This is a genomic window from Peijinzhouia sedimentorum, from assembly GCF_049340005.1.
Classification (GTDB): domain Bacteria; phylum Bacteroidota; class Bacteroidia; order Cytophagales; family Cyclobacteriaceae; genus CAXBDP01.
This window is the reverse complement of sequence record NZ_JBMPIY010000016.1, coordinates 31,995-48,800: the sequence shown is the minus strand read 5'-3', so window position 1 is coordinate 48,800 and position 16,806 is coordinate 31,995. Positions and strand designations below refer to the sequence as shown.

Here is a 16,806-nt window from a genome sequence, read left to right as displayed (position 1 = left end):
TGACCATAGCCAAGTTCCGGTTCTCATTATATTTCAAAATTCTTAATCGATTTTCAACTTCTCTATCCGCACCAATGGACCTGGACAATAAGTTGTATGGCAGACCACACAATTTTGAATCATCATATTGTAGGCTTTAATTCTATCACCTTCTTGGCTTTCCAACAGGCGATCAAATGAATCAACAAAACTGCTGGCCATATTGGCAAAGGCTTCAGTTTTCACTTCTGGTTTAGTAGCCTCCGCATCGTGCACTTGCTTGAATACATCAATAATATTGTCAATTTCTTCCCCTTTTTCTACTTGGCTTTTCACCAGTTCAGTTTTAGCAGATATTTCTCGCATCACCCATGCAAGCTCGCTAGATTCATTTGGGTAAAGCCGGGCAAGTTCTTCTGAATTTTCCTCCCACCACGTTTTCTCTTGCTCGCAAGCTATGAAAACCGAACAGAGGAAAGTCAACAAGGAAAGACTGAAAAGTACTCTCTTCATTATTTAATTATTACACCGGAAGCTTCAAAGCTTAAACCTTTTTTCGCTTCAGTGATTGCATCAATTTCTTCTTGAGTTTTGCCAGCATCTTCAGCGTAATGGCGTAAAGTTTCTACATCAGTCACATCAACTTTTGCAATACCATCCATAATTACTGTTTTACCAGCAGCATCTTTCGGCACAAAAAAGCCATAGTCCTTGAAAGTAACACGCATTGTTTCGCCATTGTCTAATTGCAATGTCATCCAGCAACCTTTGGCCTGGCAAACTTCTAAAATTGTTCCGCTTACTTTAGCATTTAATTCTTCTTCATTTTCAACACTTGCCAAAAGAGTATTAACATCTTCAGCTCCTTCAGGAGTAATCAACTCACCAAAATGAGCCAAATTCTCTTCAAGAGTATTTTTCTCAGTAGTAGTTTCTACAACAGTATTCGATTGCTCACAAGCCATGAACAAAGTCGAAAAAGCGAAAATTAGAATTAGATTTTTCATGTTTTAAAATTTTGGCAAATATACGATAAAATTCGAAGGCATTTTAGCAAAATCATAATCAAACGGCAAGGATTTCAACCAACTTATAAACCTTAGATCTCCATGATCATTTCGCTTGTTTAAGAACCCAAATGTCCCGAAAATTGAGTGCCCTTTGCAATTATTGAATATGGAAAAATACTACGTAATCGATTTCGATAGCACCTTTACCAAAGTTGAAGCTTTTGATTTATTGGCTGAAATTTCACTGAAAGACCATCCTAATAGGGAGGTCAACATTCAGAAAATAAAGGATATTACAAACAGCGGCATGGATGGATCATTGTCGTTTAGGGAAAGCCTAGAGCAGCGGATTAAACTCCTCGAAGCCAAAAAGTCCCACATCACCCAATTGATCCATGCCCTCAAAGATCAGGTTTCCGTATCGATACGGCGCAATAAGGAATTTCTTGTGAAAAATGCTAACAACATCTTCATTATTTCCAATGGCTTTACAGATTTCATTGTGCCGATTGTTAAGGATTTTGGAATTCAAAAGGAGCATGTTTTTGCCAATTCATTTGAGTACGACCAGCAGGATAATATTATCGGTTACGATAAGCAAAACAAGCTTTCGGCAAATGGTGGCAAAGTTGAATTACTTAAGAGCCTAAATTTGAAAGGAGATGTAAACGTAATTGGCGATGGATATACCGATTACGAAATCAAAGAAGCTGGATTAGCGGATAAATTCTATGCCTTCACCGAAAACGTTGAGCGCGACTCGGTACTTAAAAAAGCCGATCATATCACACCCAGTTTCGATGAATTTCTATACATGAATAAGTTGCAAGGCGCAATATCATATCCTAAAAACCGGATCAATGTATTGCTCTTAGAAAACATCCATCCTGCGGGCTTTGAAATGCTTAAAAAGGAAGGTTATAATGTAGAAACATACTCTGCTGGCCTCGATGAAGATGAGCTTTGTGAGAAAATAAAAAACGTGTCAATTCTTGGCATTCGTTCTAAAACGCAGCTCACGCCAAAAGTTCTTGAACATGCCAATAGGCTCATTGCAGTTGGCGCATTTTGCATTGGCACCAATCAAATTGCTTTGAAAGAATGCTCCAAAAAGGGTGTTGCTGTTTTCAATGCGCCCTATAGTAACACTCGTTCAGTTGTGGAACTTGCTATTGCTGAAATCATTATGCTCATGCGTAAGGTAGCAGATAAATCTACTGGAATGCATTTAGGCAAATGGGATAAATCTGCATCAGGAAGTTATGAAGTTCGCGGTAAAGCCATTGGCATTATCGGCTATGGAAATATTGGAGCACAATTGAGCGTACTGGCAGAAGTAATGGGAATGAAGGTTTACTATTACGATGTAGATGAAAAACTTGCTCTCGGTAATGCCACCAAATGCGAAAGCTTGGAGGAATTACTTCGCATTGCAGATATAGTTTCATTACATGTAGATGGCCGTGCTTCAAATTACAATCTAATTAGCCATCGCGAATTTGATATGATGAAGCGGGAGGTAATTTTCGTTAACCTCAGTCGTGGACATGTAGTAGATATACAAGCCTTGAAAGAAAACATCCAAAAAGGAAAAGTGATTGGTGCAGCTGTGGACGTATTTCCAGAAGAGCCAAAAAGCAATAAAGAGGAATTCGTGTCTGAATTGAGAGGATTACCTAATGTGATACTCACTCCGCATGTGGGTGGTTCTACAGAAGAAGCACAATTCAATATTGCCAAATTTGTCCCAAGTAAGCTTATAGATTACATCAATACTGGGAGTACAAACAATAGCGTCAACTTCCCGAATCTAACTTTACCGAAATTGGAAAATGCGCACAGGCTTATTCACATACACCATAATGTGCCGGGTATATTGGCTAAAATCAACCAAGTATTAGCAACCAATCAAATTAATATCGTTGGGCAATATCTTAAAACCAATGAACAAATTGGCTATGTAATCACTGATATTGACAAGGCTTATGGTGAAGCTGTTATTGCCGAACTCAAAGGAATTGAGAATACTATCCGTTTTAGAGTTTTGTATTAGTATATAGAAAAAGGCTCCCGAATAATCGAGAGCCTTTTATAAGATCTTCGGAATCCTCATTTCGTAAAAACCCCGAGTAGACAGGATTTGGGCTGCCCCATATTCGCAACCTTCCACTGTTAACTTCCTAAGAAGACTGCCAAAGGCAGTTGAGGCCTGGTTTTGAAAAAGAACTCACCCGGTATTTGTTTAAATGTTAGGTTTAAACGCGACAGAAGAAACCGAAGAAATTTTCTTCATTCTAAACTGAGTACTTATTCAAACTTACGAAGATATAAACGGTTTAAAAAAAGCTTTGTGTTCAATAATTATCAATAATTTTTAAAATTACTGAGAGTCATTTTGTTAAGCCACAAAGAAATTTTTCCTTTGCCAATCCTTTTACCGAAAGCATAAAAATGCCCACTATAAAACCAAAAGTTTTTACGCGTGATTTCCTACTGCATTGGTTTTCATACTTGGCAATGTCTATGGCATTTTACTTTCTATTGCCTACTCTTCCCGTGTATGTAACCAAGGGCTTGGGTGAAGATACGAGCAAAGTTGGGTTGATTATCGGTGTATATTCTCTATCCGCATTGCTAATAAGACCAGCTGCAGGCTATGCACTAGATGTATTTGGGCGAAAGTCAGTGTTCATAATTGCTTTGATTCTCTATACCATAGCAATGGGAGGTTATCTTTTTGCAAGCACTTTCACTTTATTGCTGATTCTGCGATTTGTGCATGGGCTAACTTGGGGAGTGATTACCACAGGTGGCAGTACCATTGCTGCCGATTTGGTTCCTGAAGAAAAACGAGGTGAAGGAATCGGATATTTTGGACTTTCAATTACCTTATCTATTGCACTTGGGCCTTTAATTGGTTTAAGTATTATGGAGCCCGACAATTTCAAAGAGTTATTTATTGCAGCATTTGCAGTTAGTTTCCTTGCCATGCTTATCGCACTAAGAGTTAAAGTGCCCAAATTATCCTCCCGCCAAAAACACAAGTTGAGCTGGAATGACTTCTTCGAAAAGAAGGTAATCCCGCTTTCTCTGGTAATGATGGTGGCCGCTATTTCTTATGGAGGAATCATTTCTTTCGTAGCACTTTTTTACCAAGATCGCGCAATTGAATATGGAAGTTTATTTTTCCTTTTCTACTCTATTGGTGTTGCTGTTTTCAGACCAATCGCTGGAAAAATCATGGACAAAAGAGGTCCTGCATTACTCATTTTTCCTTCGTTTATCGCGAATATTATTGGCTTGATTTTGCTCGCATATAGCACCGAACCCAAGCTTTTCTTGTTGTCAGCCTTAATTATTGGCTTGGGAAATGGCGTAATTATGCCCACTATTCAAACCATGATTATCAACCTTGTTCCCATCAATAGGCGTGGTGTTGCCAATTCTACATTCTTTTCTGCCATCGATCTAGGAATTGGTGCAGGTTCGGTGTTGCTGGGCTACCTTGCATCATTATATGGTATCGCAAATATGTTTATCATTTGCGCCATTTTGATTTTGATTCCAATGGCATTTTTCTTTTTTGTTGCTCTCAAACATTACAATATACACAACCTCAACAACAATGTTGAATTGATACTCGGTCAGAATGAAAATGAATAAAATATATTTAACTCCCGGCCCATCCGAATTGTATTTTACAGTTGGAGACCATGTGCGAACTGCCATGAAATTACAGATTCCATCCATATCTCACCGCAGTAGCCAATTCACTGAAATCTATTCTCAAGCTGAAAATGAGTTGCGTAATATGCTCGATTTGCCTACTAATTGGCATGTGCTATTCACCTCCTCGGCTACGGAAGTTTGGGAAAGGTTGATCCAGAATTGTGTGGAGAAAAAAGCGTTTCATGCAGTAAATGGAGAATTCTCAAGCAGATTTGCTTCATTTTCAGAAAAGCTTGGAAAGGAAACTGTTAAACATCAAGTTGAGCCAGGTAAAGGAATATTTGTAGATCAGTTCCCTGATTTGGGAGATGTGGAAATGATCGCATTGACCCACAATGAAACTAGCACCGGTGTAATGATGCGGGAGGATGAAATCTCAAAAGCTCGAGCTCTTTACCCAAATGCTCTAATTGTGGTAGATGCAGTTTCATCCATGCCACATCCTCAATTTGATTATAGTAAAATAGATTCAGTTTACTTCTCCGTGCAAAAAGGAATGGGCTTGCCGGCTGGGCTTGGAGTGTGGTTAGTGAATGATCGCTGCATCGAAAAGTCAGAACAGCTATTGGCTAAAGGAAACTCAATCGGCACCTACCATGCCTTGCCCGAAATGATAGAAAAAGCGCTTAAAAAGCAGACTAGCGAAACTCCGAATGTATTGGGAATATACCTGCTGGCAAATGTGCTTAAAGACATGAATTCACGTGGCATCGAAACCATCCGCCGAGAAACTAATTACAAAGCGGCAGTTTTAGATCATTGCATAGAGCAGCATCCTGTACTATCACATTTTGTAAAGGATCCAACCCTCCGGTCCAAAACAGTAATCGTTGCTGATGCTGGCGAAAGAAGCGCTGAATTCATTCAGAAATTAGAGAATTTTGGTTTCGTTTTGGGAGCGGGATATAGTCATTTCAAAAACAAGCATATCCGAATTGCCAACTTTCCTGCCCACTCAAAAGAACAAATTGAACTACTTGCAGATAAATTGATGGAAATAAGTTAATTTTTTCGTTCCTTAACTCATATTTCCTTTTACTTCATAATTTTGCAAAAAAAGAGAGAATGTATCTATACAAGAAAATAATTGTTGCGCTTGATTTGTCTGACCTTGATAAATCCCTTATTGAATTCACTTCTAAAATAGCTCAGGTCAACCAAAGCACTGATATTTATTTTCTAAATGTTATCCGCAATTTCAATATTCCAGATGAAGTTCTAGCGGAGTTTCCTGACTTGAAGGATAATGCAATTAATGAACGAACAAAAACCATAAAAGAGGCTATTGAAAAAGGTTTTACAAAAGCACTCAACTGTAATATACATATTGAAGTAAAGCAGGGTAATACCTCCAAAAAAATACTAAAGTTAAGTGCTGAAAAAGAAGCAGATCTAATCGTAGTTGGCAATAAATCAACTCTAAAAGGCTCTGGTGTAGCTGTACAAAGAATCGCTAGAAGAGCAGAATGTTCCATGCTTATATTGCCAGAGACTGCTGAATTTAGACTTAAAAAAATCCTTGTCCCGAGCGATTTCTCCGATTATTCCACTATCGCTTTGGAAGAAGCGATAATGATAGCTGAAAAGTATGATCCAAATGTGGAAATCACTGTTCAGAATGTGTTTTCAGTACCTGCAGGATACCATTACACTGGAAAGAACTATGAAGAATTTGCTGAGGTAATGAAAAAGCACGCTGAGAAGGCTTACACTAACTTTGTGAAAAATATCGATTTTAAAAACCTTAGTATTAAACCGGAATACACTCTCGATGAGAACGATGACCCAGTTGAAGACATTTACGAAAAAGCGCTAACCACAGGAGCCGACTTAATTGTAATAGGTGCCAAAGGTAGAACTGCGACTGCAGCAATATTCCTTGGCAGTATGGCCGAAAGACTTATTCAGGTTGATAATCAAATTCCACTTATGGTGGTAAGGCCCAAAGGCAAAAACTACAGTCTTCTTGATTATTTTAAAGAACTTTAATTCTTAAATTAAACCTTCCAAATGAAATCAACTCTTAATTGCATAATCCCTCATTTTGGAAGACAAGGAAATCTTATTAAAATTTAAGAATCCCGAAACTAGACATTACGGTTTTAATCTGCTGGTGCGCAAATACCAGCAGAAAATCTATTGGCTTATCCGTCGCATGGTTATCGACCATGACGATGCCGATGATCTGGTGCAAGATGTCTTTGTAAAAGTATGGGCAAATTTGGATCACTTTAGAGAAGACTCCAAGCTATATACTTGGATATACAGAGTGGCAACGAATGAAACCCTCACCTTCCTTCAAAAGAAAAAGCGTAAATATTTCCTCCCGCTCAATGATGTAAGTGCTGAGCTAGCAAGTAAAATCCCAGCTAATCTAAGTGCTGAATTAGGAGGTGAAGAAATACAAGAGAGGTTTATGAAAGCCTTACTCACTTTGCCTGCAAAGCAACGTTCTGTTTTTCAAATGCGCTATTATGATGAAATGCCTTATGAAGAAATGTCGGAGGTCACTGGCACCAGTGTGGGAGCCTTAAAAGCAAGCTATCATCATGCTGCAAAAAAAGTTGAAGAAATTTTAAAGCAGTATTAAACCATTTATCAGAAATACTATCCTAACAACATATTTTAAGAAGAAAAACAAAATGGAGAACAATCAATTAGAAAACCAAAAACTCAAAAGGACGCCATTCGAAGTCCCTGAGGGTTATTTCGATGATTTACCCATGCGAATAAATGACAAAATAATTGGTGCGGCGAAACCAAAGCCATCTTTTGTTTTTTCACCAAGTGTAGCTTTTGCTACAAGTCTGCTTACGATTGTGCTAGTTGCTGTGCTTTGGTTTAAACCATTCACTTCAACAACTGACTTATCAGACTATGAACAATACGACGACCAGCTCTATTGGACTATTATGACAAGCAACTTGTCCATTGATGAGTTTTTCAATGAGCAGGAATTATCTCCAACTATTTTGGATCAAATAATTGTAGATGAAATTGGCTACGTAGCTAGTCAAGAATATGATGACTTTGATCCTAACTGGGATTTTTAATTCCAAATTAAAATTTATAAAAATGAAGAAAACACTAATTTTCACTTTTGTATTGCTTACAATGATTTCATTTACATCATTGGCTCAGCAGTATAGATCTTCGATGAAACAAGAGGATCGAGAAAAACTAGAAAGTGCTAAAATTGCTTATATCACGAATAGACTTACACTTACATCAAGCCAAGCCAAAGAATTTTGGCCACTTTATAATGAGTTTGAAAGGAAAAAATTTGAAGCAAGAACAAAGGCACGCCGTGAAGGATATAGAATGACTAATAGAGGTCAGAATGATTTGACTGAAGCTCAAGCGACTGAGATACTAGAAATACACATTAAAGCTAGAGAAGAAGATGTGGCAATTGAAAAAGAGTATTTGAGCAAGTTTCAAAATATCATTAGCGATGGTCAAATTTTAAAGCTTCTGACAATAGATGAATCCTTTTTGAGAAACTATTTGATGCGAGAATTGCGTGGCGATAAAGACGGAGACAGAAGATCGAACGACTCGTCAAATAAATAAGCTAAAAATATCAAACATACTAAAGCCACCTTCGGGGTGGTTTTTTCATTTAAACCGTAAATTAGCAAAATCTATTTGCCATAAAATATAGCTTAATGAAGCATCTCAGATTATCTGAATTAAACCAATTAATAAAAGAAACCCTTGATGCGAATTTACAAGCTACCTATTGGCTGATCGCTGAGATAGGAGAAATGCGGGTGGCAGGCAAAGGCCATTGCTACTTGGAGCTTATCGAAAAAGTCGAAGATGAAGTTGTCTCTCGAATGAGAGGGAATATCTGGGCATACAACTACAGAGCAATAAGCGGCTGGTTCGAATCAATCACTGGCCAAAGTCTCAAATCTGGAATGGAAATACTATGCCAAGCAGCTGTAACTTATCATCCTGTATTTGGCATGAGCCTCACTATAAAAGATGTGGATCCAAATTACACATTAGGTGAAAGAGCCAGACGCAAACAACAAATTATCCAGCAGCTAAAGGAAGACGGCATATTCGATATGAATCGCGAGCTTGACCTGCCTTTGGTTGCGCAAAAAATAGCCGTAATAAGCAGTAGCACAGCAGCGGGCTTTGGCGATTTTATGGATCAGATTTCAGCCAATCTCTATGGATACAAATTCGATATCACATTGTTTCAAGCTGCTATGCAGGGTGAGCAAGCTCCAGCACAAATAATAGAAGCTTTGCACCAGATTGCTGACAATCTCGAAGATTTTGACCTTGTAGCCATCATAAGAGGTGGCGGCTCACAACTAGATCTAGATTGTTTCGACAATTACGATTTAGTTTCGCATATTGCTCAATTTCCTTTGCCTATCATCACCGGAATCGGGCACGAACGAGACGAAACCATTGCGGATATGGTAGCGCATACCAAGGTAAAAACACCAACTGCTCTAGCTGAATTTCTCATCAGTGGCTTAGTAGATTTTGAGGAAAATTTACTCTCTCAAGCCAAAATAATGGCTGACCGAGTGAATAACATATTGAAGGATGAAAACTTCATTGTAATGCAAAAAGCCAATATGCTAGAAAGGATTGTGGCTTATAGATTACAGTCTGATGGGCAAACAATTGCAATATTAGGAGAGAAATTAAAAAGCCACGCTAAGAATACTCTGAGAGAGCAAGATCGTTTGCAAACTGATTTGAAAAAGCTATTGAACAAATATTCACTTGCAAGCCTTAAAAACCAATCACAGCAATTGGAACTTTTAGAACAAAAAATAAAAGGACTCGATCCGCAACAGTTACTTGATAGAGGTTATTCTATCACCTTAGTAGACGGTAAAAATATTAACAAAGTAAAAAGAATAAAGATCGGTTCGAAACTGACAACTATAACAAAAAATCGAACTTTTGAGAGTACTTTAGATTTAGAAATGAAGCGGGAGGAAGAAGATAAATAATCCTCCCGCCGTTTTCTTATATATTATTAATTAGCAAACAGAATGGCCAAATTGAACTTTCAAAATTGATCTAGATGAAGAAGTTGAAGCAAAAGAATTACCAAGAAGCTATGAGTAGAATTGAGGAAATAGTGCTCAATCTGGAAAATGAAGAAATAGAAATGGATGAACTTTCCGCTCAAGTGAAGGAGGCGATTGAGCTGATTCAATTTTGCAAAACCAAACTCAAAAGTACTTCAGAAGAATTAAATGAGGCATTAAAAAAGCTAGAAGAAGAATAGTATGGACCCTAAGCTTGCAGCCCAAAAAATTGAAAAACTCAAAAAAGAGATTGACTATCATAATGATCTCTATTATCAAAAAAGTGCGCCGGAAATTACCGATTTTCAATTTGATCTGCTATTAAAAGAGCTGATTGAACTTGAGAAGGAATTTCCGCAGTTTCAAAGTCCAGATTCGCCATCACAGCGAGTGGGTGGTACCATTACCAAAGACTTCGAAAGTGTAACCCATAAGCGAAGGATGTTTTCGCTGGACAACACCTATTCACCTGAAGATCTGGTTGATTTTGATGCGCGTGTGCAAAAAGGACTTGGAAGTACAGATTACCAATATTTTTGCGAGCAAAAATTCGATGGAGTCGCTCTTAGTCTAATTTACAAAAATGGTTTACTGGAAATGGCTGTGACTCGTGGCGATGGCACTAGAGGCGATAATATCACAGCAAATGCCAAAACCATTCGAAGTGTGCCGTTGAAAATAAAGTTAGATGATATTCCTAATGAGTTTGAAGTTCGTGGTGAGGTAGTAATGCCAATTTCGGTATTTGAAGAGATAAATAAAGCCCGAGAAGAGGCTCAGGAAGCACCACTCGCAAACCCAAGAAATGCTACCTCCGGCACACTTAAAATGCAAGACTCGGCTATTGTATCCAAGCGAAAATTGGTGTTTCATGCTTATTCTTATTTGGCTGATAACGGGAGAGTTGACAGCCACTCCGAAGGAATTCAGAAGCTAGAACAAATGGGCTTTTACATTTCACCAACTTACAAAAAGTGTAATAGCTTGGACGAAGTACAAGAGTATATAACCATTTGGGAGCAAAAGCGAAAAACCCTTGATGTAGTAACTGATGGCTGTGTAATAAAAGTAGATAATGTGGCTCAGCAGGAGGAATTAGGTTTTACAGCCAAAAGTCCTCGCTGGGCAATTGCCTATAAATACAAAGCCGAAACTGTGAGCACAAGATTGAATAGTGTAAGCTATCAAGTTGGCCGCACTGGCGCAATTACTCCTGTAGCTAATCTTCAACCCGTGCACCTTGCTGGCACCACTGTAAAGCGAGCTTCACTGCACAATGCCAATGAAATAGAGAGGTTGGATTTGAGAGAAGGTGATATTGTATTTGTGGAGAAAGGCGGAGAAATCATTCCTAAAATCACTGGTGTGGATTTGTTCAAACGCAAAGCAGATTCAAAACCAATAGAATTTATTAGCAAGTGCCCAGACTGCGGAACTGAATTGGTTCGTAAGGAAGGCGAGGCGGTACATTATTGCCCTAATGAAAAAGCTTGCCCACCACAATTGCAAGGTGGCTTCGAGCATTTCATCCACCGCAATGCGCTGAATATCGAATCGCTCGGGCCAGAGACAATTAAAGGCTTGATTGAAAGTGGTAAAATTAGCACTTATGCTGATTTATTCTCGCTTACTTTCGATGAACTCAATGGCTTAGAATTCAAAGTGTATTCTGATAAAAAAGGAGACTATACCTCTCGCCGTTTACAAGAAAAATCTGCAAGAAATATCATTGATTCGATTAAGCAATCCAAAGAGACTCCATTTCCTAGGGTTCTGTTTGGTTTGGGAATTCGCCATGTTGGAAAAACGGTTGCTGAGAAATTGGCAGAACATTTTAGTGATATAGATTCAATTGCAAAAGCGAGTTTTGAAGAGATAGAAGCTGTATCAGATATAGGTGGTAAAATCGCCGAAAGCATTGTGAATTATTTTGCAGATGAGGATAATATCGCGCTCATTGATTCACTAAAGAATGCTGGTTTAAAATTAAAAATTGATCCAAGCGAATCGACACAAATAGCGAGTGACGTCTTGGCAGGAAATAGCTTTGTGATTTCTGGAGTTTTCCAAAATGTAAGTAGAGACGAATTGAAAGATTTGATTGAAGCCAACGGAGGTAAAGTTTTGTCTTCCATCTCCAGCAAATTGAATTACTTGATAGCTGGAGATAATATGGGACCAGCCAAACGACAAAAAGCGGAAAATTTGAGTATTCCCATTATTACAGAAGAAGACTTTATGAAAATGATAAGTAAATAAATGGTGCGCAAAGCAGTAATAAATTTCAAAAACAGAGCTCAACTTAAGAAAGAGAAAAGCCGACAAAACTTGGGATATAAAAATGCCAAGCTGGTTGGGGTTCTTTTTATTGGAGGTAATCCAGAAAAAGATGCAGCTGTTTTCTCACTCAAGACAGCACTTGAAGCCGATGGCAAAGTTGTAAAGTTATTGCAATTTCAAAAAATAGATAAAACTCAAGAAGCATCACTCCCCTCATTCGATGAGAAATCATTCGGTTTGTTTGGGCAGGTACAAAGCTCTGATGTAAAAGAATTTTGTGCAGAAAAATTTTCATACTTATTTCACCTCGACATCAATAGTAATCCATATACCAATTTTGTATTGGTAAATTGCGAGGCTGAATGCCGTATTGGCATCCATACGCTTGGAAATGAGTCCTATTATGACTTTATGATCAAGGAAGAGAAAAATCTGAATCAGCAAGAGTTGTTCAAAAAAATGTTGGAGTACACTAAAATATTAGCATAAATGAAGTCCTTATTGGGTACAGGTGTGGCATTGGTTACACCGTTTAACAAAGATCAGAGTATAGATTTCAATGGCCTTGAAAAGCTTGTTGAATTTAACATAGCGGGAGGTGTAGACTATCTAGTAGTACAAGGGACCACCGGCGAATCGCCCAGTACTTCTGCTGAGGAGAAAAAACTAATTCTAGAAAGAGTAATTCTTATCAATAATGGTAGGCTTCCCATTATTTTTGGAATAGGTGGAAATAATACAAATGAAATTTTAAAGGCATTTGATTATTACGATCTCAGTCGGGTAGATGCAATTTTAAGTGTAAGTCCCTATTACAACAAACCTACTCAAGAGGGAATTTACCAACATTATAAAATGATTGCTGCAGCATCGCCAGTCCCAGTCATTCTATACAATGTCCCGGGCCGTACAGCATCCAATATCAGTGCTGAAACAACTCTTAAATTAGCTAAAATTGAAAATATTGTGGCTGTAAAAGAAGCTTCTGGTATTATCGAGCAGTGTATGCAAATAGCTCGTAATAAACCAAATGATTTTCTACTTATCTCAGGTGATGATTTATTGACTCCATCGATTTTTGCAATGGGAGGAAGTGGGGTCATTTCTGTATTGGCAAATGGTTTTCCAGCCATTTTTAATGAGATGTGTAAGGCAGGCCTTGCAGGAGATTTTATTTCATGTAGCAAACAAGCCTTTAGACTGCTTGACATCAATCCTTATATGTATAGCGAAAGTAATCCTGTAGGAATAAAGCATGTGCTCAAAGAGCTGGGTATTTGCGATCATTATGTAAGATTGCCTTTGTTACCGCCATCACAAGGATTGCAAGAAAAGATACGGAAAATTATGAACCAAATGGACTAAGTTGATTAGCCGGATCACTATTAGGGCTAAATAGAAAAAAGGCGAGATGGTTACCCATTCGCCTTTCTTCATTTCAGTGGGGAAGAAAATTATTGTGCGTTCTTGATATCTTGAACTTCAATTCTGATTTCTTGAGCAAGGTTCTTCAAATCCTGCATGCCTTTACGTACGCGAGTACCTGCTGCCTGATTCTTTTTATCATAGAATTTTTCAAAGTCGTCTTCCATGCTCATTACTAAATCTTTTAAATGGCTAAATCTGCTCATATCTGAAGGTTTTTAAGGTTGATGAATAATTTCAAATAAAATTATGAAGGCAATATAGTTAATTGATTTTAATTTCAAATAATGGATTCGATTTTTGAGCTTTACTTTTGTGAATTATTGGTAAAAATGCCCAAATTACTTATTCAAATAGCATTTTATTGAAAAAGACCGCTGAAATCAGCGGTCTTTTTCACAAATTACAAATCTATTCTTTGAAGGCAACAGCCAAATCGTCTCGTTTATATTCGCCTGACAAAAGTTTCTCTTTTATAGCTTCAAATGCTTTGATTGTGATGTCAACATCATCTAGCGTATGAACTGCTGTTGGAATTAATCTTAAAATAATCATTCCTTTCGGAACAACAGGGTAAATTACGACTGAGCAAAAGATCCCAAAGTTTTCACGCAAGTCTCTACTCAATGTAGCAGCTTCACCTACTGTGCCATTAAGCACTACTGGAGTTACTGGGGTAGCTGTAGTGCCTATGCTGAATCCTTTTTCTTTCAATCCACTTTGCAGTGCATTTACGATTTTCCAAAGATTTTCTTTATGAATTGGCTGATCTCTCAATAGCTCAAGTCTCTTCAAACCACCAATTACCATTGGCATCGGTAACGACTTAGCGAAAATTTGAGAGCGCATGTTATATTTCAAAAAGGAAATTACTTCTGCATCTCCGGCCACAAAGGCTCCAATTCCAGCCATAGATTTGGCGAAAGTAGAGAAGTATATATCAATGTCGTCCATGACACCTTGTTCCTCACCTGTACCAGCGCCAGTCGCACCCATAGTACCGAAACCATGAGCATCATCTACCATTAAGCGGAAATCAAACTTTTCTTTTAGAGCTACGGTATCTTTGAGATTCCCCATATTACCTGTCATGCCAAATACACCTTCGGTAATTACGAGTATCCCCCCGCCTGTTTCTTTGGCCATTTTGGTTGCTCTCACCAATTGCTTTTCGAGGCTATCCATGTCATTATGATTGAACACGAAACGCTTACCCATATGTAAACGAACGCCATCAATAATACAAGCATGGCTTTCTGCATCATATACAATGATATCATGCCTATCCACAACTGCATCGATAATCGACACTACACCTTGGTAGCCAAAATTCATTAAATATGCGGCTTCCTTACCAACAAATGCTGCTAGTTCGTTTTCCAACTGCTCATGGTAATTGGTATTACCAGACATCATCCTTGCTCCCATTGGGTACGCCATACCATATTTCGCTGCGGCATCTGCATCAGCTTTGCGCACTTCGGGGTGGTTTGCAAGGCCTAGATAATTGTTTAAACTCCAAGTAAGGACTTCCTTACCTTGGAACATCATTCTAGGTTTTATTTCTCCCTCAAGTTTAGGGAACATGAAGTACCCCTCAGACAAATCAGAATGTTTGCCTAGAGGCCCTCTATTTTTGATTAATTTTTCAAAAAGATCCAATAGATTAGATTTTTGGTTTGACGAAATTTTCAAGTCAAAATACTCACAAAACTAACACTATTATGAGTTTTGTCAAAAAGAGCTATTTCCCTTTACTTTGAGTTCCTATCTTTCGAGATAGATTTGCCTATTATATCCTATTTTTTATGACTGAAATGAAGAAAATTAAAAAAATACTTGTTGCCAACAGAGGAGAAATTGCTTTACGAGTAATGAGATCAGCCAAAGAAATGGGTATTTCTACTGTTGCTGTGTACTCAGAAGCGGATAGAAACGCCCTTCACGTAAGGTTTGCTGATGAAGCAGTATGTTTAGGGCCTCCCGCTTCAAATAAATCTTACTTACTTGGAGAAAAAATAATAAAAGTTTGTAAAGAGCTAAATGTTGATGCCATTCATCCGGGATATGGGTTTCTATCTGAGAATGCTGATTTCGCAAAAGCTGTTGCTGAAAATGGTTTAATTTTCATAGGACCATCACCAGAAGCTATAGAAGTAATGGGTAGCAAATTGGCGGCAAAGCAGGCTGTTTCCAAATATGATATTCCTATGGTGCCAGGTACCGATCAAGCAATTGATGATGTCCAGGCCGCCAAGAAAAAAGCAATGGAAGTTGGTTATCCAATCTTGATAAAAGCAAGCGCGGGAGGTGGAGGAAAAGGGATGCGGATAGTAGAAAACGAAGCCGAATTTGAAGAGCAAATGCAAAGGGCAGTATCCGAAGCTCAGTCATCATTTGGTGATGGAGCAGTCTTTATTGAGAAATTCATTCAATCTCCCCGCCATATTGAAATCCAAATTTTAGGCGACCATGATGGCAATATTGTCTATTTGTTCGAAAGAGAATGTTCTATTCAGCGTCGTCATCAAAAAGTGATTGAAGAAGCTCCATCAGCAGCGCTTACTCCAGAAATAAGAAAAGCAATGGGCGAAGCTGCAGTTGGGGTAGCAAAAGCTTGTAATTATTATGGTGCTGGTACGGTAGAGTTTATTGTAGATGAAAAATTAAACTTCTACTTCCTCGAAATGAATACTAGATTACAAGTGGAGCATCCTGTTACAGAAATAATTACAGGTAAAGATCTTGTAAAAGAGCAAATCAGAATTGCAGAAGGGCATCCAATTTCATTCTCCCAAGAAGATCTGAAGATTAATGGACATGCATTAGAAGTGAGAGTGTATGCAGAGGATCCTCGCAACAACTTCTTACCTGATATTGGCACACTTAAAACTTATATTAGGCCACAAGGCGCCGGAATAAGAGTAGATGATGGGTTTGAGCAAGGAATGACCATCCCTATCTATTATGATCCAATGATTGCCAAACTGATTGTGCATGCAGCTACGAGAGAGGAAGCCATAGATAGAATGGTGAGAGCGATAGATGAATATACTATTACGGGTATTCAAACAACCTTGGGATTCTGTAAATTTGTGATTCAACATGATGCATTTACTTCTGGTAATTTCAACACAAAATTTGTGGAACAGCATTACAAACCAGAATACCTGGATGCGGAAGTGAATGAAGATGTAAATCAAATTGCAGCAACGCTAGCAACTATGGTATTCGAGGAATCAAAAAACGGAAATACCAAAGCAGAACTGCAAGCACCAACCACTAGTAAGTGGAGAGAAAGACTTAAGAATTAG

Annotated in this window: 17 protein-coding genes; 13 read left to right on the top strand and 4 right to left on the bottom strand. The window is 38.2% G+C overall.

The genetic code is table 11. From position 1 onward, the window contains the following. Positions 1-42 precede the first annotated feature (42 nt). Both ACOXY8_RS16395 and ACOXY8_RS16390 read right to left on the bottom strand, forming a co-directional pair. On the bottom strand, positions 43-492 hold the full coding sequence (locus ACOXY8_RS16395; protein WP_458332700.1) for a hypothetical protein: 450 nt from the start codon (positions 490-492) through the stop codon (positions 43-45). After that, positions 492-986: a DUF4920 domain-containing protein gene (locus ACOXY8_RS16390; RefSeq protein WP_458332699.1), complete on the bottom strand. Its 495-nt coding sequence runs from the start codon at positions 984-986 to the stop codon at positions 492-494. Before ACOXY8_RS16390 ends, ACOXY8_RS16395 begins: the two co-directional genes overlap by 1 nt. A gap of 169 nt (positions 987-1,155) precedes the next feature. Here ACOXY8_RS16390 and serA point away from each other — a divergent pair, with 169 nt between their 5' ends. From serA to dapA, 12 genes are all read left to right on the top strand, one after another. Then, on the top strand, positions 1,156-3,042 hold the full coding sequence (gene serA / locus ACOXY8_RS16385; protein WP_458332698.1) for a phosphoglycerate dehydrogenase: 1,887 nt from the start codon (positions 1,156-1,158) through the stop codon (positions 3,040-3,042). Positions 3,043-3,440: 398 nt separating this feature from the next. After that, positions 3,441-4,652 carry an MFS transporter gene (locus ACOXY8_RS16380; protein ID WP_458332697.1) on the top strand — a complete coding sequence of 404 codons (1,212 nt, stop codon included), beginning with the start codon at positions 3,441-3,443 and terminating at the stop codon, positions 4,650-4,652. Further along, a complete protein-coding gene (locus ACOXY8_RS16375) occupies positions 4,645-5,724 on the top strand; it encodes an aminotransferase class V-fold PLP-dependent enzyme (RefSeq protein WP_458332696.1) in 1,080 nt (359 codons plus the stop codon). The genes ACOXY8_RS16380 and ACOXY8_RS16375 overlap by 8 nt, the downstream gene beginning before the upstream one ends. 59 nt (positions 5,725-5,783) lie before the next feature. Then, positions 5,784-6,707 carry a universal stress protein gene (locus ACOXY8_RS16370; RefSeq protein WP_458332695.1) on the top strand — a complete coding sequence of 308 codons (924 nt, stop codon included), beginning with the start codon at positions 5,784-5,786 and terminating at the stop codon, positions 6,705-6,707. Positions 6,708-6,762: 55 nt separating this feature from the next. After that, complete coding sequence (locus tag ACOXY8_RS16365) at positions 6,763-7,308, top strand: RNA polymerase sigma factor (protein ID WP_458332694.1); 546 nt, start codon at positions 6,763-6,765, stop codon at positions 7,306-7,308. A 52-nt stretch (positions 7,309-7,360) separates the two neighbouring features. Continuing rightward, positions 7,361-7,771 (top strand): hypothetical protein, encoded by a 411-nt coding sequence (locus tag ACOXY8_RS16360; RefSeq protein ID WP_458332693.1) that lies wholly within the window; start codon positions 7,361-7,363, stop codon positions 7,769-7,771. A 22-nt stretch (positions 7,772-7,793) separates the two neighbouring features. Further along, entirely contained in the window at positions 7,794-8,291 is a 498-nt protein-coding gene (locus ACOXY8_RS16355; RefSeq protein WP_458332692.1) for a hypothetical protein, read from the top strand. A gap of 95 nt (positions 8,292-8,386) precedes the next feature. Beyond that, positions 8,387-9,706 (top strand): exodeoxyribonuclease VII large subunit, encoded by a 1,320-nt coding sequence (gene xseA / locus ACOXY8_RS16350; RefSeq protein ID WP_458332691.1) that lies wholly within the window; start codon positions 8,387-8,389, stop codon positions 9,704-9,706. A 74-nt stretch (positions 9,707-9,780) separates the two neighbouring features. After that, entirely contained in the window at positions 9,781-9,987 is a 207-nt protein-coding gene (gene xseB / locus ACOXY8_RS16345) for an exodeoxyribonuclease VII small subunit (RefSeq protein ID WP_458332690.1), read from the top strand. Position 9,988: 1 nt separating this feature from the next. Beyond that, on the top strand, positions 9,989-12,046 hold the full coding sequence (gene ligA, locus ACOXY8_RS16340; RefSeq protein WP_458332689.1) for an NAD-dependent DNA ligase LigA: 2,058 nt from the start codon (positions 9,989-9,991) through the stop codon (positions 12,044-12,046). Next, positions 12,047-12,556: a DUF6913 domain-containing protein gene (locus ACOXY8_RS16335; protein ID WP_458332688.1), complete on the top strand. Its 510-nt coding sequence runs from the start codon at positions 12,047-12,049 to the stop codon at positions 12,554-12,556. Beyond that, positions 12,557-13,432 carry a 4-hydroxy-tetrahydrodipicolinate synthase gene (dapA, locus tag ACOXY8_RS16330; RefSeq protein WP_458332687.1) on the top strand — a complete coding sequence of 292 codons (876 nt, stop codon included), beginning with the start codon at positions 12,557-12,559 and terminating at the stop codon, positions 13,430-13,432. An 89-nt stretch (positions 13,433-13,521) separates the two neighbouring features. On the opposite strand, the gene ACOXY8_RS16325 is transcribed toward dapA, so the two are convergent. Together ACOXY8_RS16325 and ACOXY8_RS16320 are read right to left on the bottom strand one after the other, a co-directional pair. Beyond that, positions 13,522-13,698, bottom strand: a complete 177-nt coding sequence (locus tag ACOXY8_RS16325) for a histone H1 (protein WP_458332686.1) — start codon at positions 13,696-13,698, stop codon at positions 13,522-13,524. A gap of 205 nt (positions 13,699-13,903) precedes the next feature. Further along, positions 13,904-15,154, bottom strand: coding sequence for an aminotransferase class I/II-fold pyridoxal phosphate-dependent enzyme (locus ACOXY8_RS16320; RefSeq protein WP_458332685.1), 1,251 nt, complete (start codon positions 15,152-15,154; stop codon positions 13,904-13,906). Positions 15,155-15,309: 155 nt separating this feature from the next. Here ACOXY8_RS16320 and accC point away from each other — a divergent pair, with 155 nt between their 5' ends. After that, complete coding sequence (accC, locus tag ACOXY8_RS16315) at positions 15,310-16,806, top strand: acetyl-CoA carboxylase biotin carboxylase subunit (RefSeq protein WP_458332684.1); 1,497 nt, start codon at positions 15,310-15,312, stop codon at positions 16,804-16,806.